The 21,725-nt window shown below is 60.1% G+C and carries 22 protein-coding genes; 13 read left to right on the forward strand and 9 right to left on the reverse strand.

Going from position 1 to position 21,725, the window contains the following annotated elements; genetic code table 11:
- Window positions 1-7 precede the first annotated feature (7 nt).
- Window positions 8-508, forward strand: coding sequence for a hypothetical protein (locus tag EWM63_RS15830; protein WP_130187395.1), 501 nt, complete (start codon window positions 8-10; stop codon window positions 506-508).
- A gap of 1 nt (window position 509) precedes the next feature.
- Here EWM63_RS15830 and EWM63_RS15835 read toward each other — a convergent pair whose 3' ends face one another.
- Window positions 510-1,973, reverse strand: a complete 1,464-nt coding sequence (locus EWM63_RS15835) for a P-loop ATPase, Sll1717 family (protein WP_130187396.1) — start codon at window positions 1,971-1,973, stop codon at window positions 510-512.
- Between the two features lie 171 nt (window positions 1,974-2,144).
- Complete coding sequence (locus tag EWM63_RS15840) at window positions 2,145-3,242, reverse strand: HNH endonuclease (RefSeq protein ID WP_130187397.1); 1,098 nt, start codon at window positions 3,240-3,242, stop codon at window positions 2,145-2,147.
- Between the two features lie 123 nt (window positions 3,243-3,365).
- Between EWM63_RS15840 and EWM63_RS15845 the strand changes: the two genes are divergently transcribed.
- Entirely contained in the window at window positions 3,366-3,713 is a 348-nt protein-coding gene (locus tag EWM63_RS15845) for a hypothetical protein (protein ID WP_130187398.1), read from the forward strand.
- Window positions 3,714-4,263: 550 nt separating this feature from the next.
- Here EWM63_RS15845 and EWM63_RS15850 read toward each other — a convergent pair.
- The 3 genes from EWM63_RS15850 to moaC all read right to left on the reverse strand — a co-directional run bounded on the left by EWM63_RS15850 (window position 4,264) and on the right by moaC (window position 7,003).
- Window positions 4,264-4,971, reverse strand: coding sequence for a hypothetical protein (locus EWM63_RS15850; protein ID WP_130187399.1), 708 nt, complete (start codon window positions 4,969-4,971; stop codon window positions 4,264-4,266).
- 422 nt (window positions 4,972-5,393) lie between these two features.
- Window positions 5,394-6,380 (reverse strand): tyrosine-type recombinase/integrase, encoded by a 987-nt coding sequence (locus tag EWM63_RS15855; RefSeq protein WP_130187400.1) that lies wholly within the window; start codon window positions 6,378-6,380, stop codon window positions 5,394-5,396.
- 143 nt (window positions 6,381-6,523) lie between these two features.
- On the reverse strand, window positions 6,524-7,003 hold the full coding sequence (gene moaC / locus EWM63_RS15860; RefSeq protein WP_130187401.1) for a cyclic pyranopterin monophosphate synthase MoaC: 480 nt from the start codon (window positions 7,001-7,003) through the stop codon (window positions 6,524-6,526).
- A gap of 22 nt (window positions 7,004-7,025) precedes the next feature.
- Between moaC and EWM63_RS15865 the strand changes: the two genes are divergently transcribed.
- Window positions 7,026-8,816, forward strand: coding sequence for a beta-barrel assembly-enhancing protease (locus EWM63_RS15865; RefSeq protein WP_130187402.1), 1,791 nt, complete (start codon window positions 7,026-7,028; stop codon window positions 8,814-8,816).
- Here the strand turns inward: EWM63_RS15865 and EWM63_RS15870 are convergent.
- The 4 genes from EWM63_RS15870 to EWM63_RS15885 form a co-directional block, all read right to left on the reverse strand.
- On the reverse strand, window positions 8,725-9,324 hold the full coding sequence (locus tag EWM63_RS15870) for a DUF2946 family protein (protein ID WP_130187403.1): 600 nt from the start codon (window positions 9,322-9,324) through the stop codon (window positions 8,725-8,727). The genes EWM63_RS15865 and EWM63_RS15870 overlap by 92 nt on opposite strands.
- A gap of 3 nt (window positions 9,325-9,327) precedes the next feature.
- A complete protein-coding gene (locus EWM63_RS15875; protein ID WP_130187404.1) occupies window positions 9,328-10,308 on the reverse strand; it encodes a YheT family hydrolase in 981 nt (326 codons plus the stop codon).
- A gap of 112 nt (window positions 10,309-10,420) precedes the next feature.
- Window positions 10,421-10,840 (reverse strand): YybH family protein, encoded by a 420-nt coding sequence (locus tag EWM63_RS15880; protein ID WP_130187405.1) that lies wholly within the window; start codon window positions 10,838-10,840, stop codon window positions 10,421-10,423.
- 135 nt (window positions 10,841-10,975) lie between these two features.
- Window positions 10,976-11,167, reverse strand: coding sequence for a zinc-finger domain-containing protein (locus EWM63_RS15885; RefSeq protein ID WP_130187406.1), 192 nt, complete (start codon window positions 11,165-11,167; stop codon window positions 10,976-10,978).
- A 143-nt stretch (window positions 11,168-11,310) separates the two neighbouring features.
- On the opposite strand from EWM63_RS15885, the gene EWM63_RS15890 reads away from it, so the two are divergent.
- The 10 genes from EWM63_RS15890 (at window position 11,311) to EWM63_RS15935 (ending at window position 21,702) form a co-directional block, all read left to right on the forward strand.
- Window positions 11,311-12,060, forward strand: a complete 750-nt coding sequence (locus EWM63_RS15890; protein ID WP_130187407.1) for an AzlC family ABC transporter permease — start codon at window positions 11,311-11,313, stop codon at window positions 12,058-12,060.
- Entirely contained in the window at window positions 12,053-12,388 is a 336-nt protein-coding gene (locus EWM63_RS15895) for an AzlD domain-containing protein (protein WP_130187408.1), read from the forward strand. The genes EWM63_RS15890 and EWM63_RS15895 overlap by 8 nt, the downstream gene beginning before the upstream one ends.
- A gap of 72 nt (window positions 12,389-12,460) precedes the next feature.
- Complete coding sequence (locus EWM63_RS15900) at window positions 12,461-13,675, forward strand: phosphoglycerate kinase (protein ID WP_130187409.1); 1,215 nt, start codon at window positions 12,461-12,463, stop codon at window positions 13,673-13,675.
- 83 nt (window positions 13,676-13,758) lie between these two features.
- Window positions 13,759-15,207 carry a pyruvate kinase gene (gene pyk, locus EWM63_RS15905; protein WP_130187410.1) on the forward strand — a complete coding sequence of 483 codons (1,449 nt, stop codon included), beginning with the start codon at window positions 13,759-13,761 and terminating at the stop codon, window positions 15,205-15,207.
- Between the two features lie 111 nt (window positions 15,208-15,318).
- Entirely contained in the window at window positions 15,319-16,383 is a 1,065-nt protein-coding gene (fba, locus tag EWM63_RS15910) for a class II fructose-bisphosphate aldolase (RefSeq protein ID WP_130187411.1), read from the forward strand.
- 128 nt (window positions 16,384-16,511) lie between these two features.
- The gene (locus tag EWM63_RS15915) at window positions 16,512-17,408 is read left to right on the forward strand and encodes a phosphoribosylaminoimidazolesuccinocarboxamide synthase (protein WP_130187412.1); all 897 of its coding nucleotides are present in this window, start codon (window positions 16,512-16,514) and stop codon (window positions 17,406-17,408) included.
- Between the two features lie 2 nt (window positions 17,409-17,410).
- Window positions 17,411-17,929 (forward strand): 5-(carboxyamino)imidazole ribonucleotide mutase, encoded by a 519-nt coding sequence (gene purE / locus EWM63_RS15920; RefSeq protein ID WP_130187413.1) that lies wholly within the window; start codon window positions 17,411-17,413, stop codon window positions 17,927-17,929.
- Window positions 17,922-19,118, forward strand: a complete 1,197-nt coding sequence (locus tag EWM63_RS15925; protein ID WP_130187414.1) for a 5-(carboxyamino)imidazole ribonucleotide synthase — start codon at window positions 17,922-17,924, stop codon at window positions 19,116-19,118. The genes purE and EWM63_RS15925 overlap by 8 nt, the downstream gene beginning before the upstream one ends.
- Complete coding sequence (locus EWM63_RS15930) at window positions 19,115-20,128, forward strand: L-threonylcarbamoyladenylate synthase (RefSeq protein ID WP_130187415.1); 1,014 nt, start codon at window positions 19,115-19,117, stop codon at window positions 20,126-20,128. The genes EWM63_RS15925 and EWM63_RS15930 overlap by 4 nt, the downstream gene beginning before the upstream one ends.
- Before the next feature lie 200 nt (window positions 20,129-20,328).
- The gene (locus tag EWM63_RS15935; protein ID WP_130187416.1) at window positions 20,329-21,702 is read left to right on the forward strand and encodes an SGNH/GDSL hydrolase family protein; all 1,374 of its coding nucleotides are present in this window, start codon (window positions 20,329-20,331) and stop codon (window positions 21,700-21,702) included.
- Window positions 21,703-21,725: the final 23 nt, after the last annotated feature.

Below are 21,725 nucleotides of genomic sequence, written 5' to 3' on the forward strand. Positions count from 1 at the left end.
AATGATCATGAACCACGATGCTATTCATGCCCTGCTCGGGCGCTTTGTACTGACGTTCCAGGCTGTAGAGGCTGCCATGGTCGAACTAACTGTCAAAATTGTGGACGGTGACCCAGAGTACGTGGCAACGCTAACGACGGAGTTGGATTTCAATGCGAAAGCACGGGCGCTTGATGTTATCTATACACGCCATGCCCAAATTCATGGTCTGTCGAGCAAGGCGCCGCATCCGGATTTTCACAAATTGATGGCAAGAATTCAAAAGCTTGCAACGCGCCGCAACGATTTGGTGCATTCGTTCTACAAGCTCTTGACTACAATCGACGGTGAAGCGGCTTTGGAGCGGACTCCCACACGACTAAAGCCAAGCGAGGGTATTAGAGAGCAAGACGGTGAAGACATCCTTCCGGTAAAGCTTGACGCAGAGATTGCAGAAATGAATTCAATCTTGCAAGAACTGGAATTTTATCGCCTGGAGGCAATTGACATCATGTATCCAGTCCATTGAGTCAAGGCGATACGGATGCGGCTGTTCGGTCCGTTCTAATTCTCTCGACCGTGTTTACAGCTTTACGAAAACAAGGATGAATTTGAACTTCTTCGAATAATGGTTCATGTCGATCTGAATAAGCATAACACGTCTTGCTACCGCCTTGCCCACCTTGGACAAAATCGCCAATAAAACCAATTTCGTAAAGCACCCGTAAAAACAGGGTTATATCGAGTTCGTCTACGATCTTATTAAACCATTCTGCATTCAACTCAACCTCAGCAGCAATTCGCAGAAGCATTTCTTCGATCTCAGTTCTTTTAAGATGGTACTTTTGCCGAAAGAACTTTGTTTTCCAGAAAGAGAAAATAGAGATTAGGCCCGGATATTGATTGGAGTACTCCGTGCAAAGGTCATCTAGTTTCCATGATGAATAAGCTTGCTCACAAGCTTTTAATTTCTCTGCGTCAGGCGATTTATCTTCTACCGACTCACTGTAGTACCTTGCCAACTGAATTAATTCACGCGGCCGACCTAAAGTGCGCTCGATCATCCAGTTATCTGTATTGCTCGTGCCAATGGTATTAGGGAAAACTGTCGGAAACGGGTCAGGAATATTATCAAGCAGAAAATTTTTCCGGTTAAAATTTATTCGTTTATTAAGAATCTTTAGAAGATTATCATGCGTCCAACGCAGTGCCTCGATATTTCGATACTTATCTGAGTGCTGTGTTTTAGTAATTAGTATTGAGTACACATCCTCTCGCAAAAATACGCAAACATAAATGTTTCTCGATAGTGCGGTGAGCGCGCTGGTAGCACTCAGCAGACCAAGTAAAAGGTTATTAGCAACTGGAGAGTTGTCCCATCCGAGATCAAGATCATCAACCAATATGACGAATTTGGCTCCGCTGTTGGCAATAGATGCAACGTGGTGTTGTAGCGAGTCTACCTGTGCGACGTTTCGCAATTCCTTCTCCAGGGTAAGCCCATACTCGCCGAGGGAGCCAGCCTTAACCTTTAATTTCGATAGGATATCTGCTACATTCTCGACGAAATCTTTTGATGTCCTATTAAGTTCTACCGCCACTTTTCGCGCAAATTCAAGGCTTTCGGTTACATACTGGCCTTTTGCGTCGTTCCCAACTTGGCACAAGCAGTCCAAATAAACCTGACGAAGCCATGTGTGTTGAAAGAAAATTTCTTGCCCGAACCCGCCCTCAGTTATATCTTTATCGTTAAGAATATTCCGAATAGAATTAAAAGATGGCGAAAGATTTATAACATAATTATTATTATCCTGAGCGAATGCTTGCTCAAGTTTTTTTCGAAGCGCACTTTTGCCAGAACCTTTTCTTCCGACAACAATGCTTTTTGACTTGCTGTTCAGGCGATTAAATGCGTCGGAAGTTATGAAATAATCTAGAAGGCATGGGTCACGCTCAGCACTATCGTCACCCCAATTAATTTCTGATATTCGCATGTAATTCGCCTCTGGCTACTGTGATATATAATATGGACTTTAGTGTAGGCACGTCTGGTCGTGACGGAAAATAGCAACTTTAAGGTTTCTTCACATAGCGTCATAAAAAGTACACAAACGTTTTCACTGACTTAACACAGTTTCACTTACTGCGTTTCCCGACACCAGTCTTTAGTAACTCAAGTTGTCATCTTTGGCGGGGGGCGACAGATCCGTACCAAGGTCCGTTAGCTGCGTCAGCAGCCTGTGCTCTAAGCGATGGCAGTTTGCACATAAGCATTGCAGCATGTCAAGAGTGGTTCGATGCTCTGGCGTCATTGCTTGAACTTGTACTGTTCGGTGATGAACCTCAATTACTGACTCGGCATGCTCTGTACCATAATGCTCAACCGGACATAGCCCACATTTCTCACAGAACAGCTTTCCGTGCTTCTGCTTGAACTGGCTCTTCTTCGCTTTCGTAGCAGCGGGCGAGCGCTCCCGCTTCCTATGTGTAACAAGCTTTGTACGGCCTTCTGACCAGAATTGCTCATCCAGGTCAGCCAATGAAATTGACAGTGCCGGCTCGTCCTTCGACACTATTTTGTACCCGGCATTCTCAATAATGCGGAAGCATGGTGACGAGACTCCAGCAGTGAAATGGTAAGGGCCGACACTAAAGCCGAGCGCATTTGTAGCTGCTATTCCGAACACGGCCTTAGGTGGCAATCGCTTGCCGTCTTCCGTCACTACATCGTAATCAGTAGATGGGTAGAACGGGTGGTTTTTGAACCCGCCTAGCAATGCCTCTACGGCCTCCCAAACGTGTTCTGGGCGTACCTTGCTGAGTTCCTCTACTGGCAGGCGACGAATTGCTTCTAGCCCGGTTTCAATCGAATTGTGAGCGTTAAGCTTCCATCGGACTCGAACTGGAATCTCATCGGTGGTCTCTACTGCTGCACCTAGCCCGGCGTAAGTGAACAGGTCACGACCACCAGCACGCCAAAAGACATGAACTACTGCACCAGGTCTGGTCATACGTACGATAGACGCGTGGTGGCGAGTGCTACCATTCCTACCACGCCAAACCAGGTCAGGACCATCGAAGAAATTATCGTAATCGTGTCCCGTTTGGCCGGGATTGCCAACATTAGCAAAAATGAACGTTACTCCGTCTTTCGATGGATACCCTGTTGCCCAGTTGCCGCCGATATCACCGCCGTCACCAGCTATTTGGCTAACCTGTTCTCGCTTGTACTTCTGACCGACAGTGAAGCTAAACTTGCTCATCTGATACTCCGTAGTTGATCCAGCATTATGTACTAGGATCGTCACCATCTGCACCAACGGCAAGAAAGTTGTAGCGCTTCCTCCCGGTACAGCAGTAATAAGATCAGATATGCATCACCTACCATGTCTTCGCTGGAAATGGTGGCGTACATCAACGCTACCCGTGAACCCGGCAAGGCCGAGCTTCGCCACGATAACTTTATGGCAAAGGTATCGTCCGTACTGGGCGTAGGAGATGCCCTAAAATTTCAGGGCATGTATAAAGATGCATATAACCGGGACAAACCATGCTACAACTTCCCTAAGCGGGAAGCCTGCCTGATGGCTATGTCGTACAGCTACGAACTCCAGGCCAAGGTGTTCGATGCCTGGGTAGCCGCCGAAGAGAAGCTGCTGGCGAAGCCCGTAGCAGCCATTCCCAACTTCGATGACCCCATTGCTGCTGCCCGTGCTTGGATCGAAGCCAGGTAGGTGCACGGTCGGGACAGCTCGGCTGGACGAGATTGACCTTCACAGCCGCCAGAAGCCTATATGGCGGAGTTATGTTGTACCGATATGGCGCTAGCCATGTGATATCACGGAGCTGTTCACTGAACCAGAGAATTCAATGTACTTTGGCAGGGCTCCGCCTGACGATTCCATCGTCTCCCGACTCTTTCGGTACTCTCGGCTTCGTGTACAGACTATGGCGCCAGCCATGTTATAGCGCTACAGTATATTATTTGGTATATACCTGCTAGGTTCTCTCCTTTAAGGGGAGAGGAGCAAGATGTACTTATGTCTATATTATGGCGAAGTCATGTGATAAAGCATGGCTCAGCCATGTTATATCGCTACTTCCTGTAAGTTCGCCTCGCTAACGCACGGCTTGGTGATGAGGTAATCACTATCCCCGCCTGACTACTCCTGTACGCTAGCCTCGCTTCCGCACGGCTATTTATAGGTGTCCTTTAATCGATCCCCGTTCAGTACGCCTAGCCTCGCTGTCGCAAGGCTTCTTATAGGTGTCCTTTAATCGAAACTAGAAGGCTAGCACATCGTCGCCAAAGTGCATCGCTAGGGGGCCATTTGCTAAAGGAATGGCTGGGCAATCATCTGTCAAGGCGGGAGACTGATCGAACACACTTGCGTACTTGCCGAGTTGCCAGTTCGAGCATACCGAGCATAATGGATTGCCGCACGGAGTAATGCCAATTGCTAGACTACTACCCTCTAGCTCTTGTAATGAATCAAGAGCGGGCCAAACAGTGTTAGACAGTTTCGTGGCGGCGTTTTCGATAACTCGGAGACAGAGCGCAATCCTCTTGGCGTGTCGATTACTGCATTCCTGGAGGGTGGACTCCATGTATGCTTCCACATTTGCGGTGGAGATGGTATCAAGGCTCCGGAGCATTGAAAGTACGAGCTTCTTGCTAAACGGTCTGGTATTGCCGCCGTGATCAAGATTCACAGCACCGGTCACGATAGCATCCAATTGCGGGAGGCTGTGCAGGGCGTAACCTGGAGCGCTGAAGCACGACAGATACGGTTTAATTCGGTTAAGTTGAATCTTAGCAGGCCTTCCCTTCCGCTTGCTGTCACTTGGAGCGTGCTCGTCTAGTGTAGGAGCTGTGTATTCCTTGACGTAAGAAGGGTGGTGCGGGGCGGGCTGAAGTGCCGCCATAAAACTATAGGATGTAAAAGAGCTGGCGCTGCTATTGTTTGCTGTGAGGGCGGCGATTTGGGTCATGTGTATCCTTTCGAGAAGGGCCTACGAAGGCGCTGAATTTCCTATGCATGGCAAGGTCCGTTGATAGTTGATAGATATATAAGTGGCCGGTCATCCGCGTTAGCTGTTCTGCCGCCCGGATTTGCGTTCACAATGAAATGATGACACGGCCTTACTGACGAGTCAAATAATTCTTGACTTCTCGTTTGGGGTGTGCATATAAAGCTGAAGGGTTCGTTACAGATTTATACGGGACAGCGTTCCGGCGATGTCTACCACATGAAGAACCGGGGGAATTCCAGGCTGATTCGCGCACATAGCTAAGCAAAGTCGGTTTATTTCAGTGTCGAAACAGAGCCGACAATCCAGTAAAGCATGCTGCTAAGGAAGCCAAGAGGGCACCCATGCATCTTCCCATCTACCCGAAGAAGGGTAGCCCCTCGCTAGCCAAGCTTCTGTGCCATCGCCTCTGCCTTCGGGTGATAGTATCTTTTCAACATCTGGATTGTTTGGTGGCCTGTGACCGCAGCAAGCTCGATTACGTTTGGAAGTTTCTCTGCTAGCCGACTCGTGGCTGTATGTCGGAGGTCATGGAACCGAAGATTTGCTATCCCAGCCCTCTTGCATGCTGCAACAAAACAGTTGTGCATAGTCATATGAGAGGTAGGGAAAACGACGCCACTTTCGCTGTAGCTCGGCAGTTCCTTCAATATTGCGACTGCTTTTCTTGAGAGCGGAACCGTACGCGCTGTGCCGTTCTTTGTAAGGGGAAGGTACGCTGTCTGGGCCGTGAGGTTGATGTGCTCCCACCGAAGCGACAGTAACTCACCCCTACGCATTGCGGACTCCAATGCCAACGTGACCAAAGGAACCATCCACGAGCTTCTACGGCGGATGGGCCGGAGTTCAGCTAGCAGTCGAGCCTCTTCTTCTGAGGTGAGCAGTCTGGTACGCCCCGGTGGCGTTTGTGGCTTGCGTACAAGGGCACACGGATTTGCAGTCGGTAGGCCCCACTCCTTCCGGGCATGACTGATGATGCCTGACAGGATGCTTAGCTCGCGGATAATGGTTCCTGCACCGACTGTTCTCAGCCGTTCATCTCGATATGCGGCTACGACGCCAGGCGTAAGATTCAACATGCTGTAGCTGGCGATCTTCTGACGAAGCATGAACTGGATGCCTTCGGCTTCGCGTTGTGCTCCACGCTTAGAGGGCGTCACCTCGTTCCTGTACCGCTGAAGTATGTCGGAAAGCAAAACATCTTTTGCAGCTTGGATGCTCTGATGCGATCCATGTTCCATAGCGGATTCAATGGATCGAGCCCATGTCTGGGCTTCAGTTTTCGTTTTGAAGGAGGCTACCTCGTCTGGGTAGCCTTTGCGTCGTACACGGGCTTGCCATGTACCTGATCGTTGTCGGATTGATGCCATACGCCTTCCTATTGGGACAAGCGTGGGACAAGAATCAATTTTCTTCGCTTCGCCGGATGGATGCTGGCGTTAGAAGCCAACAAGGCGGAGTTGGATGATGACTGCGAGGATAAGAGGATTTACTTATACGAATCAACTAGTTATCAAACCGTCGCCGACCAGTCCCCCGACTTGCCGCCATGCTTCTCGCGCACGCGGATCTCGCTCATCACCATTCCCCGGTCCACGGCCTTGCACATGTCGTAAATGGTCAGCAGCCCCACCTGCACGGCCGTCAGCGCCTCCATCTCGACTCCTGTCTTGCCATAAGTCTCCACCTGCGCCCGGCAATGAACGGAGGAAGCCTCTTCGTCCGTCTCGAAATCCACGGTCACGCGGGTCAGTGCCAGCGGGTGGCACAGCGGCACCAGGTCGCTCGTGCGCTTGGCGCCCATGATGGCGGCGATGCGGGCGATGCCGAGTACGTCACCCTTCTTGGCAGTTCCCGATAGAATGATGGCCAGCGTTTCCGGTTTCATCCGGATAGTGCCGGTGGCAACGGCGATGCGGTGGGTTTCGGCCTTGGCGCCGACGTCGACCATGTGGGCCTGGCCGGTGGTATCGAAATGGGTGAGTTCGGACATGTGGAAAAAACTAAGTTACTGAATGAAAAGGTATCATAGCACCGTGAACGCCATCCGATTTCCCCGCCGCGCGCTGCTGTCCTTCGCCATTTCCCTTGCCGTTTCGCTCCCCGTGCAGCAGGCCCATGCGCAATCGCCGACGAACGTGCCGAGCCTGCCCAGCCTGGGCGACACGTCGCGCGAGGCGCTGTCGCCCGTCATCGAGCGCAAGCTGGGCGAGGAGATCATGCGCGATATCCGCTTCAACCGCGATTATCTCGACGATCCGCCCATCAGCGATTACCTGAACAACCTGGGCAACACGCTGGTCGCGGCGCGCCCCGGAGCGCGCGGCGAGGCGAACTACGATTACGCGTTCTTTGCCGTCCGCGACCCGATGCTGAACGCGTTCGCGTTGCCGGGCGGTTTTATCGGCGTGCATTCGGCGCTGCTGCTGGCCGCGCAGTCGGAATCCGAGCTGGCATCCGTGCTGTCGCACGAGATCGGGCACGTGGCGCAGCGCCACATCGCCCGGCAACTGGGCGAGCAAAAGACCGATGCGCTGATCCCGCTGGCGGCGATGATCCTGGCGGCCCTCGTCGCCAAGGACAGCCCCGATGCGGCGATGGGCGTGATGATGGGCGGGCAGGGCGTGGCGATCCAGCGCCAGCTCAATTTCGGCCGCGACGCAGAGCGCGAGGCGGACCGCGTGGGCTTCCAGATCATGGGCGCGGCCGGCTACGAAACCACGGGGATGGTGGCCTTCTTCCAGCGCATGCAGAATGCCACCAAGATGTATGACACGTCGATGCCCTGGCTGATGAGCCACCCGCTGACCACGGAGCGCATCGCCGACATCCAGGCTCGCATCCGCGAAGCGCCTTACCGGCAGCGGGTCGATGCGCTGGACTTCTTCCTCGTGCGCTCGCGTGCCCGCGTGCTGCAGGACCCGTCCACGAAGGGCTATGCGCAGTCGGAGGAGTTCTTCCGCAACCAGATGGCGCAGCAAAGCCGCCACGACATCGCGGCCGGCCAGTACGGCATGGCCTTCCTGGCCTTGAAGCGCAGCGACTACAAGGGCGCGCAAAGCTGGCTCGACAAGGCTCGTGCCACGGTCGAACGCCCGCCCGCGGCCGGCGCGTTCAGCTCGCCGCTGCCGAAGGGCGTCTCGGAAAGCATCCTCGCGTACACGTCGCTGGAGATCAAGGTCGACCAGGAAAAGAACCCCGAGGTGCTGGCCCAGGCCATCGCCGAAGGGCAGGAAGCGCATGCGAAATTCCCGCTGTCGCGCGGCATCGCCTGGCAATATGCCGATGCGCTGATCAAGGGCGGCAAGCCGGAGCAGGCCGAGCGCTTCCTGCGCGACCAGATCCAGCAATACCGCAGCGAAGCGGAATTGCAGGATCTGCTGGCGCAGGCGTATTCGAAGATGGGCAAGATTTCGCTGCAGCACATCGCGCTGGCCGAATCGTATGCGCTGCTGGGCGGCACGATGGCGGCGCTCGACCAGTTGCAGCTGGCGCGCAAATCGTCCGACGCATCGTTCTACGAGCATGCCGTGATCGATGCGCGTGAACGAGAATGGCAGGCCAAGCGGCGCGAGGCGATGGGCGAGAAGGCCAAGGACAAGGACTACAGCGGCGCGTCGTTCAGCGTCAGCGCCGGCACAGGTAATGGAACAAGCGCCGCCAAGGACGATCCTTTCGGTCGCCTGCACCAAGCGGACAAGGACTGTGCCGACGTTACCCGGCCGGCGTGGGAACCTTCCGGAAGCCGAAGCGATCCTCTGCGTCGCCGCGACCTGTCCGCTGCAACGGCAGCACACTGCCGCTGAACTTCAGCATGGGGGCGGCCGGAGCGCCGCCACCTTCGAGCCAGGCCAGCAGCGCTTCGTCGCTGGCCGATTCTCCATTCATTTCGACTGCACCCAGAACCTGGGCCACGTCGCGGTCGTCCAGCTGGGCGACGATATCGCCGGCTTGCAGGATCAGTTCGCCAGTCTCGGTGATGAACGCGGCGTCGATGTGCGCCAGCGGCGCGCCCGTGTGCAGCACGAAGCCGTGCGCGGGATCCGTGCGGGCGATGAACGGCGTGGCTTCCAGCGTCACGTACACGCGCTGCGGGCCGTTCTGGAAATACCAGCAGCCGCGCTCGTCGCGCCCGTAATTGCGCGCGATGAATCCGACCAGCGCGGCATTGGTCAGCTTGTCGCCCGGCAGGCCGAGGCGCTGCGCGTTGTCGTCGCGCATGCGCCAGTTGCCACGCGCATCGAGGGCGAGCCAGCCGTAGCAGTAAGGCACGTTCGGCCACTTGGCCATGGCCTGTTTGACGATGTCATCCATGGATCAAGCTTCGCATAACGGCGTCGTTTGCGGCGCGCCGATGTGATGGGCGCCTTCGAGGAAGGCCAGCATCCGGCGCGGCAGCCACATCAGCGTGCCTGGCAGGCGGCCCGTGGCAAAGCCCACATGCCCGCCTTCGTCCGGGTAATCCAGCACCACGTGGGGCGACGCATGGCGCGGCAAGTGGACGCCGGGCAGGAAAGGATCGTTCAAGGCGTTCAGCACGAGGGTGGGCACGGTGATGTCGCCCAATACGTGCTTTGCGCTGGCGCGGTTCCAGTAATCGTCCGTGTCGCGGTAGCCGTGCAGCGGGGCGGTCACCACGTTGTCGAACGTGTAGAGGTCGTTCGCAGCGTGCATCGCCGCCTGGTCGAACAGGCCGGGGAACTGCGCCAGCTTGGCGGCGCATTTCGGTTTCAGCGTCTGCAGGAACATGCGCTGGTACAGGCGGTTGAAGCCGCGCCCCAGCGCTTCGCCGCCGCGGGCCAGGTCGAGCGGCGCGGACACGGCCACGGCGGCCTCCACGAATTCGGCCGCGTGCTGCGATTCGCCCAGCCAGCGCAGCAAGGCATTGCCGCCCAGCGACACGCCACAGGCGTAGAACTTGCCGGTCGCGCGCGGATGCAGGCGGCGCAGCACCCAGTCCACTTCGGCCGCGTCGCCGGAATGGTAGAAGCGGGGGGCCAGGTTCGCTTCGCCCGAGCAGCCGCGAAAGTGCGGGATGGCGCCGGACCAGCCGCGGTCCGCCAGCCCCTTGCCGAGCGCGCGGCAGTAATGGCTGTCCGACGAACCCTCCAGGCCATGGAACAGCACGACGAACGGCTTGCCCGGTTCGCCATCGACGAAATCGACGTCGATGAAATCGCCATCGGGCGTATTCCAGCGCTCGCGGCGAAAGGGCACCGCCGGCTTGGGAAGGCACGTGGCCGGATAGATCGTCTGGAAATGGCCGTTGGGGAGCCAGAGGGGCGCGGAGTATGTCATTTCTTCAAAACTGGGGACGTACCCCTGTTTGAAGGAAATTTCCTCTAAACAGGGGTACGTCCCCAGTTTATTCTTTGGAAAAATTCCTGGAAAACAGGGTCTGTCCCTATTTTTAGTGCAATACCTGGCTGGGGGAGTCGGCCGGCACGGGGCCTGGAGCAATCGACACGTGGTGGACGGCGATGCGCCAGCCCTTCGGTGTTTTCAGGTAGACGTTGGTGGCCACCAGGTGCTGCGGCTCGCCGGAGGCGGCGGTGGTGCCTTCGACCACGGTGTGCACGGAGCTCATCAGGTTGTGCATTTCATGCAGTTGCGAGGGCATGATGTGCAGGCCGCCATGTTCCAGCAACACTTCCCAGGAGCCGCGGATCGCGCGGTGGCCGATCAGCCGGGTGCCGTTCGGGTGGACGCAGACGATTTCCTCGTCGTCCGCCCACAGCGCCATCAATGCGTCCACGTCGGCACGGTTCAATGCGTCGTAAAAGGCCGCTTCGACTTCGGCGGGGCTGCCGTTATGCTGCTTCTTCTTCATGACGCCTCCGCCAGGGTGGAACACATAGTGGGAATCGGCCCGTACATCATCGGCCCGAACATCATCGGTTCGAACATCATCGGTTCGAACATTCAATGCACTGTACTGCAGTATCGGGCCGATTCCCTTTCTGGATCAATGGTGGCCGACCACGGTGCCCGGCTTCAGGCGGTAGGTGGTACCGCAGTACGGGCATTTCGCTTCCTGGTTCTTGGCGAAATCCAGGAACACGCGCGGGTGCGAGGACCACAGCGGCATGGCCGGGTTCGGGCAGTAGGCCGGCAGGTCCTTCCCTTCGAGTTCGACTGGCGTGGTGGCTTGGGTCATCTTCTGGTGCTCCGGGTTCAAAAAGCACGATTTTAACGGATTCGGGCATCGTGGAAGAATCGCCAGTACAATGTCGCGCTCATCCACCGACTCCACCAACGCCCGGCCGCCAGCAAGTTTGCGATGTGTGGCAACCACACCACATGAGCAACCAAGACCTTGCCACCCACGATCCCGCAGCCTGGCGCGACGGTTTCCGCACCGGCCTGCCCACGCTGTTCGGCATCGGCGCCTGGGGCGTGGTGGTGGGCGTGGCGATGATCAAGTCGGGGCTGACGGTGCCGCAGGCGCTGGGCATGACCCTGCTGGTGTTTGCCGGCTCCGCCCAGTTGGCCGCGCTGCCGCTCATTGCCGCCAACGCGCCGGTCTGGGTGATCTTCGTCACCGCGCTCGTCATCAACCTGCGCTTTGTCATCTTCTCGGTGCTGCTCGCCCCCCATTTCGCCTCGCTGCCGTGGCACAAGCGCCTGGGCCTCGGCTTCGTGTCGGGGGATATTTCCGTGGCGCTGTACCTGCAGCGCTATCCCGATCCGGCGCCGGCGCCCGGCAAGGTCTCGTTCCTGAAGGGCCTGCTGTACCCCAATTGCGCAGCATGGCAGATCGGCTCGATCATCGGCATTTTCCTTGGCAATGCCGTGCCCACCGACTGGGGGCTGGGCTTTGCCGGCACGCTGGCCATCGTCTGCATCCTGGTGCCGATGGTGGCCAGCAAGCCGGCGCTGTGCGGCGTGCTGGTGGCCGCCGTCGTGTCCGTGCTGGCGGCCGATCTGCCTTACAAGCTGGGCTTGCTGGCTGCCGTAGTGGTCGGGATGGTCACGGCGATGATCGTCGAGGAAACCGGCGACAAGTGGCGCGCGAGACGGGAACAAGACAGTAAGGCGACCCATGTCTGACCTGGAAATCTGGATCGTCATCATTGCGCTGGCGATCGCCACCGCGCTCACGCGCAGCAGCTTCTGGCTGGTGGGCCACAAGGTCACGATTCCGCCGCGCGTGCAGGAAATGCTGCGTTATGCGCCTTCGTGCGCGCTGGCGGCGATCATCGCCCCCGACCTGCTGCTCGATGGCGCGGGCACCGTCCATCTCGACCTGGGCAATGCCCGGCTGATCGCGGGCATTGCATCGGTTGCCTGGTTCGCCTGGCGCCGCCGCATGCTGGAGACGATCATCTTCGGCATGCTGATCTTCACCGCTTTACGGTTGTTGCATTTATACCAATAAGGGTAAAAGGCCGGAGCGCCGCGGGCATGCGGTAAAATAGTGATCTTTCTACCACTTGTCCCTTTCAAACCCATGTCCTTCATTCGTCTCCAGGATCTGATCGCGCAAAACGCGCTGCAAGGCAAGCGGGTGTTCATCCGCGCCGACCTCAACGTGCCGCAGGATGATGCCGGCAATATCACCGAAGATACGCGCATCCGCGCTTCCGTCCCGGCGATCCAGGCCGCCGTCAAGGCGGGCGCGAAGGTCATGGTCACGTCCCACCTCGGTCGCCCGACCGAAGGCGAGTTCAAGCAGGAAGACAGCCTGGCGCCCGTCGCCGCGCGCCTGGCCGAACTGCTGGGCCAGCCGGTCGAACTGAAACAGGGGTGGGTCGACGGTGCCGGCCTGGACAACCTGCAGGATGGCCAGGTCGTGCTGCTGGAAAACGTGCGCGTCAACAAGGGCGAAAAGAAGAACGCCGACGAACTGGCGCAGAAGATGGCCAAACTGTGCGATGTGTACGTCAACGACGCGTTCGGCACCGCCCACCGCGCCGAAGCCTCCACGCACGGCATCGCCAAGTTCGCCCCGGTGGCCGCCGCCGGTCCGTTGCTGGCCGCCGAGCTCGACGCGCTGGGCAAGGCGCTGGGTGCGCCGGCCCGTCCGCTGCTGGCGATCGTCGCCGGCTCGAAGGTGTCGTCCAAGCTGTCGATCCTGAAATCGCTGGCAGACAAGGTGGACAACCTGGTCGTGGGCGGCGGTATCGCCAACACGTTCATGCTGGCCGCTGGCCTGAAGATCGGCAAGTCGCTGGCCGAACCCGACCTGGTGGAAGAAGCCAAGGCCATCATCGACATGATGTCCCAGCGCGGCGCCCAGGTGCCGATCCCCGTGGACGTGGTCTGCGCCAAGGAGTTCTCGCCGACCGCCGCCGCCACCGTCAAGGATGTGGCGGACGTGGCCGACGACGACATGATCCTCGATATCGGCCCGAAAACGGCCCAGATGCTGGCGCAGCAGATCGCCGCGGCCGGCACCATCGTGTGGAACGGCCCGGTCGGCGTGTTTGAATTCGACCAGTTCGGCGAAGGCACGAAAACGCTGGCGCTGGCCATTGCCGGCTCCAGTGCATTCTCTATTGCTGGGGGTGGCGATACTTTGGCGGCGATTGCAAAATACGCCATAACCGATAAAATCGGTTATATCTCCACCGGCGGTGGCGCCTTCCTGGAGTTCCTCGAAGGCAAAACCCTCCCGGCGGTGGAAGTGCTGGAGTCGCGCTCAACGGAGCGTAGCGCTACCTGACCGAAAAAGCGCAGCGCACAGTCGCTGCGCTTTTCTCTTTGAACGATCTAAACTTGAACCACCCAAACTTCGAGGAACCCTCAATGTCCCGTGGCACCAAAATCGTCGCAACCATTGGCCCCGCTTCCACCGACCTGAACGTGCTGATCCGGATGATCCGGGCAGGCGTGGACGTGGTGCGGCTGAATTTCTCGCACGGCAAGGCGCAGGACCACATCGATCGCGCCAACCTCGTGCGGCAGGCGGCGGCGGAGTGCGGGCGGGAAGTGGCGATCATGGCCGACATGCAGGGTCCGAAGATCCGCGTCGGCAAGTTCGAAAGCGGCAAAGTCGACCTGGTCAAGGGCGACAAGTTCATCCTCGATGCGAAGTGGGGTGAAAACGGCGAGCTGGGCAACCAGGAACGCGTGGGCCTGGACTACAAGGCGCTGCCGAACGACCTGCGCGGCAACGACGTGCTGCTGCTGAACGATGGCCTGATCGTGCTGGTCGTGGACCGCATCAGCGGCCACGAAATCCACACCACGGTGAAGATCGGCGGCGAACTGTCCAACAACAAGGGCATCAACCGCCAGGGTGGCGGCCTGACGGCGCCGGCGCTGACGGCGAAGGACATGGAAGACATCAAGACGGCGATGAGCTTCCAGGCCGACTACCTGGCGATCTCGTTCCCGAAAAGCGCCACCGACATGGCCATGGCGCGCCAGCTGGCCAATATCGCCGGCGAGCCGTATGGCCACAAGCCGCAGATGATCGCCAAGATCGAACGCGCGGAAGCGATTCCCGCGCTGCAGGAAATCCTCAATGCCTCCGACGGCATCATGGTCGCCCGCGGCGACCTGGCCGTGGAAGTGGGCAATGCCGCCGTGCCGGCGCTGCAGAAGCGCATGATCCGCATGGCGCGCGAATCGAACAAGTTCGCCATCACCGCCACGCAGATGATGGAATCGATGATCTTCAATGCCGTGCCGACCCGCGCCGAAGTGTCCGACGTGGCCAACGCCGTGCTGGATGGCACCGATGCCGTGATGACGTCCGCCGAAACCGCCTCGGGCCGCTACCCGATCGAGACCGTCGAGATGATGGCCGCCGTCTGCGTGGAAGCCGAGCAGTCCGAGTACAACAAGCTCGATGCCGATTTCCTGAACGCGCGCTTCACCCGCATCGACCAGTCGATCGCCTATGGCGCGCTGTTCACGGCGCACCACCTGCACGTGAAGGCCATCGTGGCGCTGACCGAGTCGGGCTCCACCGCACTGTGGATGAGCCGCCACAACATCGACACGCCGATCTTCGCCCTGACGCCGAGCGTTCTCACGCAGCGCAAGGTGTCGATCTACCGCAACGTGAGCGCCCACTACCTGCTGCAGCAGGGCACCAGCCGCGATGTGCTGAAGCAGGCCGAAGACCTGCTGGTCGCACACGGCATCGCCAAGAAGGGCGACATGATCGTCGTCACGTGGGGCGAGCCGATGGGGCAGGTGGGCGGCACGAATGCACTGAAGATCGTTAAAGTAGGAGAATTCTCCTAAAAGAATTCAGGAGAGATGCCAGGCCGCAGCCCCAGCATATGAGCTCGAGCATATAGCGAGGCTTGTCGTCCCGTCTCTCCGCACAGGTTTTTATTTGTTTGGAGTATTACCATGTCTCTCGTATCCATGCGTCAGCTGCTGGACCATGCCGCCGAAAACGGCTATGGCCTGCCGGCATTCAACGTCAACAACCTGGAACAGGTGCAGGCCATCATGGTTGCCGCCGACGCCGTCAACAGCCCGGTGATCATGCAGGCTTCGGCCGGCGCCCGTAAATATGCCGGCGAAGCGTTCCTGCGCCACCTGATCGATGCGGCGATCGAAGCCTATCCGCACATCCCGGTGGTGATGCACCAGGATCACGGCCAGTCGCCGGCCGTGTGCATGGCCGCGATCCGTTCCGGCTTCTCGTCCGTGATGATGGACGGTTCGCTGGAAGCCGACGGCAAATCGGTCGCATCCTACGAATACAACGTGGATGTGTCCCGTGAAGTCGTCAAGTTCGCCCACTCGATCGGCGTGACCGTCGAAGCGGAGCTGGGCGTGCTGGGCTCCCTTGAAACCATGAAAGGCGACAAGGAAGACGGCCACGGCGCGGATGGCACGATGACCCGCGAACAGCTGCTGACGGACGTGGCGCAAGCCGCCGACTTCGTGGAGCGCACCCAGTGCGACGCGCTGGCCATCGCCATCGGCACCTCGCACGGCGCCTACAAGTTCACCCGCAAGCCCACCGGCGACATCCTGGCGATCGACCGCATCAAGGAAATCCACGCGCGCATTCCGAATACGCACCTGGTGATGCACGGTTCGTCGTCGGTGCCGCAGGAACTGCTGGCGATCATCCGCGAATTCGGCGGCGACATGAAGGAAACTTACGGCGTGCCCGTCGAGGAAATCCAGGAAGGCATCCGCCACGGTGTTCGCAAGATCAACATCGACACGGACATCCGCCTGGCCATGACGGCGGCGATCCGCAAGTTCATGTTCCAGAACCCGTCCAAGTTCGATCCGCGTGACTACCTGAAGCCGGCACGCCTGGCGGCGGAAGAAGTCGTGAAGGCCCGTTTCCTGTCGTTCGGCTGCGAAGGCCGCGCCTCGCAAATCAAGCCAATCCCGCTGGAAAAGATGGCGGAACGCTACAAGGCCGGTGAACTCGCGCAAATAGTGAAGTAAAATCCTGTCCTTCGAAGCATTCGCTTCGAAGACTCTCGATCGGCGGGCGGGAGATTTCTCCTCCCCGCCGGTTTCGCTTTATAGCTTATTGATTGCCGGTTACTTGGCAATTATTCAAGATCGCCCCTATGAAAAGCCTTTACCAGACCTCCATTTCCTCCCTGCCATTGCTCGGCCACGGCAAGGTCCGCGATAACTATGCCGTCGGCGACGACAAGATCCTGATCGTCACCACCGACCGCCTGTCCGCCTTCGACGTCGTGATGAACGAGCCGATCCCCGGCAAGGGCATGGTATTGAACCAGATGAGCGATTTCTGGTTCGAGAAACTCGGCCACATCGTGCCGAACCACCTGACCGGCGTGGCGCCGGAATCGGTGGTGGTCCCGGAGGAAGTGGAGCAGGTGAAAGGCCGTGCCGTCGTGGCCAAGCGCCTGAAGCCGATCCTGGTGGAAGCCGTGGTGCGCGGCTACATCATCGGATCGGGCTGGAAGGATTACCAGGCCACCGGCAGCGTTTGCGGCATCGAACTGCCGGCCGGCCTGCGCCAGGCGGACAAGCTGGCCGAGCCGCTGTTCACGCCGGCCGCCAAGGCGGACCTGGGCGAGCACGATGAAAACATCAGCTTTGCCGAGATGGAAGAGCGCATCGGCGCCGAACTGGCCGCGAAAATGCGCGACATCTCCATCGAACTGTACAAGACGGCTGCCGATTACGCGGCAACGCGCGGCATCATCATCGCCGACACCAAGTTCGAGTTCGGCCTGGACGACAACGGCGTGCTGCACCTGATGGATGAAGTGCTGACGGCCGATTCGTCGCGCTTCTGGCCGGCCGATTCGTATGCGCCGGGCATGTCGCCGCCATCGTACGACAAGCAGTTCGTGCGCGATTACCTGGAAACGCTGACGGAGTGGAAGAAAACCCCGCCGGCGCCCGCGCTGCCGGCCGACGTGATCGAGAAGACGCAAGCGAAATATTTCGAAGCGATCGAACGCCTGACGGGCGAGAAGCTGAAGGCCTGAACATGACTGACCCGAATCAACAGCCGGACTCTAAGCCACTCGTCGGCGTCATCATGGGCTCGTCGTCCGACTGGGACGTGATGCAGCATGCCGTGTCGATGCTCAAGCAATTCAATATTCCGTTCGAAGCGCAGGTGATTTCCGCGCACCGCATGCCGGACGAGATGTTCACGTATGCCGAAACGGCACGCTCGCGCGGCCTGCGCGCGATCATCGCCGGTGCCGGTGGCGCCGCGCACCTGCCGGGCATGGTGGCCGCGAAAACCGTGGTGCCGGTGCTGGGCGTGCCCGTGCCGTCGAAGTACCTGCGCGGCGAGGATTCGCTGCTGTCGATCGTGCAGATGCCGAAAGGCGTGCCCGTGTCGACGTTTGCCATCGGCGAGGCGGGTGCCGCCAATGCCGCCCTGACCGCCATCGCCATCATCGCCACGGTCGACGATGCCCTGGCCGCCCAGCTGGAAGCGTTCCGCACCCAGCAGACGGCCGCCGCGAAAGCCATGATCCTGCCCATCAATGAGTAATGTGAAGTCCTTGAATAGTCCTTTCCTTCCCGGCGCGGACCCGCAGTCCTGGCTGGGCGTGATGGGCGGCGGCCAGCTCGGCCGCATGTTTGCCCAGGCGGCCCAGAGCATGGGCTACCAGGTGGCGGTGCTGGAGCCGTCCGATGACTGCCCCGCCGGGCAGGTTGCCCAGCGGCTGGTCAATGCGCCGTACGAGGATGCCGCCGGCCTCGATGCGCTGGCCGCGCAATGCGTGGCCGTCACCACCGAGTTCGAGAACGTGCCGGCCGACAGCCTGTCGCGCCTGGCGCAAGCCGTGTTCGTGGCACCGAACGCCCATGGCGTTTCCGTTGCTCAGGACCGCGTGGCCGAAAAAGCGTTTTTTGTCGCGTGCGCGCCGAAGTCCGGCGTCATGCCGGCGCCGCACAAGGTGATCGCTTCCTTCGACGACGTCGATGCGATCGGCGACGACCTGCTGCCGGGCATCCTGAAAACCGTGCGCATGGGCTACGACGGCAAGGGCCAGGTACGCGTGAAGACGCGGGAAGAAGTCCGCGTGGCCTTCGAGGGCATGGGTGAAGTCACCTGCCTGCTCGAGAAGATGCTGCCGCTCGCGTATGAAGTCTCGGTGCTCACGGCGCGCGGCGCGGACGGGCAGTCCGTGGTCTACCCGATCGCCGAAAACGTGCACCGCGACGGCATCCTGTTCACGACAACCGTGCCGGGGCCGAATGTGTCCGCCGATAGCGCTCGCAAGGCGCAGGACGCGGCGCGCGCGATCGTGGCCGAACTGGGCTACGTGGGCGTGCTGTGCATCGAGTTCTTCGTGCTCACGGATGGCACCCTCGTCGTCAACGAAATGGCGCCACGGCCGCACAACAGCGGTCACTACACGATCGATGCGTGCGTCACCAGCCAGTTCGCGCAGCAGGTGCGGGCGATGGCGAAACTGCCGCTGGGCGATGTGCGCCAGCATTCGCCGGCCGTGATGCTGAACATCCTCGGCGACGTGTGGTTCGATGGCGAGTCCATGAGCGAACCGCCGTGGGACCGGGTTGTCGCGCTGCCGGGTGCCTGCCTGCACCTGTACGGCAAGGACGATCCGCGCCCGGGCCGCAAGATGGGCCACGTCACGTTCGTCGCGCCCACGCTGGCCGAAGCGCAGCAGCACCTGGCTGCCGCCTGCGCCATCCTGGGTATCGCGCCGTGACGGAACAGGCGATCCTCGACGCCGCCGCCCGGCTGGAAGCGGGCGCGCTGGTGGCCTTTCCCACCGAGACCGTCTACGGCCTCGGCGCGGATGCGGAAAACCCGGCCGCCGTCGCCGCCATCTACGCGGCCAAGGGCCGGCCGCAGGATCACCCGGTGATCGTGCACGTGGCGCCCGGCGCCGACCTCGATTACTGGGCGGCGGATGTGCCGGACGAAGCGCGCAAGCTGGCGCAGGCCTTCTGGCCCGGGCCGCTGACGATGATCGTCAAACGCCATGCGCACATTCCCGATGCCGTGTCCGGCGGGCAGGATACGGTGGGCATCCGCTGCCCGTCGCACCCGGTGGCGATGGCGCTGCTGGCCGCCTTCAAGGGCGGCAAGGGGGGCGTGGCCGCGCCATCGGCCAACAAGTTCGGCAATGTCAGCCCCACCACCGCGCAGCACGTGCAGGACGAGTTCGATGAGGAATTCGGCGCCGGGGACATCACGGTACTCGATGGCGGTTCGAGCCAGGTCGGCATCGAATCGACGATCGTCGACCTGTCGCGGCTGGCCACGCATGGCCCCGTGCTGCTGCGGCCCGGCCATATCGGTGCCGCCGAGATCGCCGCCGTCATCGGCGCCATGCCCGCTGCGCCGGATGCCGCCGCGCCCCGCGCATCGGGCACGCTGGAATCGCACTATGCGCCGAAGGCGCCCGTGGCGCTGGCCGATACCGCCCGCCTGCCGGGCCTGCTGACGACGCTGGCCGGCCGCGGTCGCCGCGTGGCCGTCATCCGCTATTCGCCGATGCTGGTACAGGCCAGCGCGCAGGAACTGCTGCCGAACGACCCCGCCGGCTATGCCTTCGGCCTGTATGCCGCGCTGCGCACGATGGACCGCGCCGACGTGGAACTGATCCTCGTCGAAACACCGCCGCAACACGATACCTGGCTCGGCATCAACGACCGCCTGCGTCGCGCCGCCTTCGGCTCGGCCGGCATCATCGACCGCTTCCTGGCCAACTGATCCGCCACCGCAAGCCACTCGCCGGCTACCTGCCATATCGTCGTCACACTGGGGGCTGGCGGCCCGCCCTGCATTGCAGGGCAACAGTGTTGTATTCGGCGATTTTCCCTTGTGCAGCGACCGGCAAGGCTGGCATATTAGCTGGGTTGTAATTAGTACACACGTGCTATTAAAACAATAACATCTACCCAGGAGACACCATGCGTTACACCAAACTCGCTCTTGCCGTGATGGCCGGGGCCATCCTCGCCGCTTGCGGGGGCAACAGCGGCGATCCGCAGCCCGGCGCACAGGTCAACAAGGTCAAGTTCGCATCGCAGGTGAGCTTCGGCGACAGCCTGTCCGACCTCGGCACCTACAACGTGGGCACCGTGAAGGCGCTCGGCGGCGGCAAGTTTACGATCAATGGCAATAACGCGGCGGTCAATCCGGCCCTGACCGGCACGAACTGGACCGAACTGATGGCGGCGCAATTCGCCCTGCCGGCACCGTGCCCGGCTCAGACCGGCCTCGACGGCGATGCCAAGCTCGGCTTCTCGGTACCCGTCACCGACCATGCCGGCTGCCTCAGCTATGCGCAGGGCGGGGCGCGCGTCACGAACCCGATCGGCGCCGGCCACAAGCTGACCGGCAGCCCGGTGGGCGCGCTGACCGTACCCGTCGTCACGCAGGTGAAGAACCACCTGGCGAGAACCGGTGGCAAGTTCAAGGGCGACGAAGTGGTCTTCGTGATGGCCGGCGGGAACGACGTGCTGGTAAACCTCGCGCAGTTGCAGGCGGGCGCCACGGCGGCTGGCACGGCCGCGGGCCAGGCAGCCTACGCGGACAGCCTGGCCCGGCAACTGGCGGCCGAGGCCCGCGATCCGGCGGCGGCGCTGGTGGCGATCCGGGCGGCCATCGCGGCCGAAAGCGCTAGGCCTGGCAGCACGCAGGAGTCGATCACGCGTGCCGCCGCCGGTGCAGCGTGGAATGCGGGCAACTCGTTGTACACGTTCTATTTCGACACGATCCTTCGCAATGCCACATTCGAAGCCAAGGAGCAGGCCGCCAAGGCGGGCGCCGACTACGTAACCGCGCAAGCCCCGGGCCTGGTCGCTGCGCTGGCCACCGCGGGTGCCGAACTGGCCGCGCTGGTCAAGTCGCAGCTCATCGGCAACGGCGCCAACTATGTCGTCGTCAATAACCTGCCGGATGTGGCCAGCACGCCGGCCGGCCTTTCGCGCGACGCGAATACCCGGGCGCTGATCGACAAGATGGTGCAGGCGTTCAATGCCCAGCTGAACTCCGCGCTGGCATCGGAGAGCAAGGTGGTGATCGTCGACGTGTATGCGGTCAGCCATGACCAGGCCACCAATCCCGGCCCGTATGGCCTGACCAACGTCTCCGAGCCGGCATGCGACCTGGCTTCGCCGAAGAACCCGCTGGCCAGCGCGCTGGGCTGCACGGCGGCAAGCCTGAAGGCGGGCGACGTCAGTCATTACTCGTATGCCGATGAAGTCCACCCCACGCCGTTCAACAACCTGCTGCTGGCACGCTTCGTGTCGAAGGCGCTGGTAACCAAGGGCTGGCTGTGAGCACACAAGGAAAAGGAAATCAC

Origin of the sequence: Pseudoduganella lutea (genome assembly GCF_004209755.1) — a bacterium.
Lineage (GTDB): Bacteria > Pseudomonadota > Gammaproteobacteria > Burkholderiales > Burkholderiaceae_D > Rugamonas > Rugamonas lutea.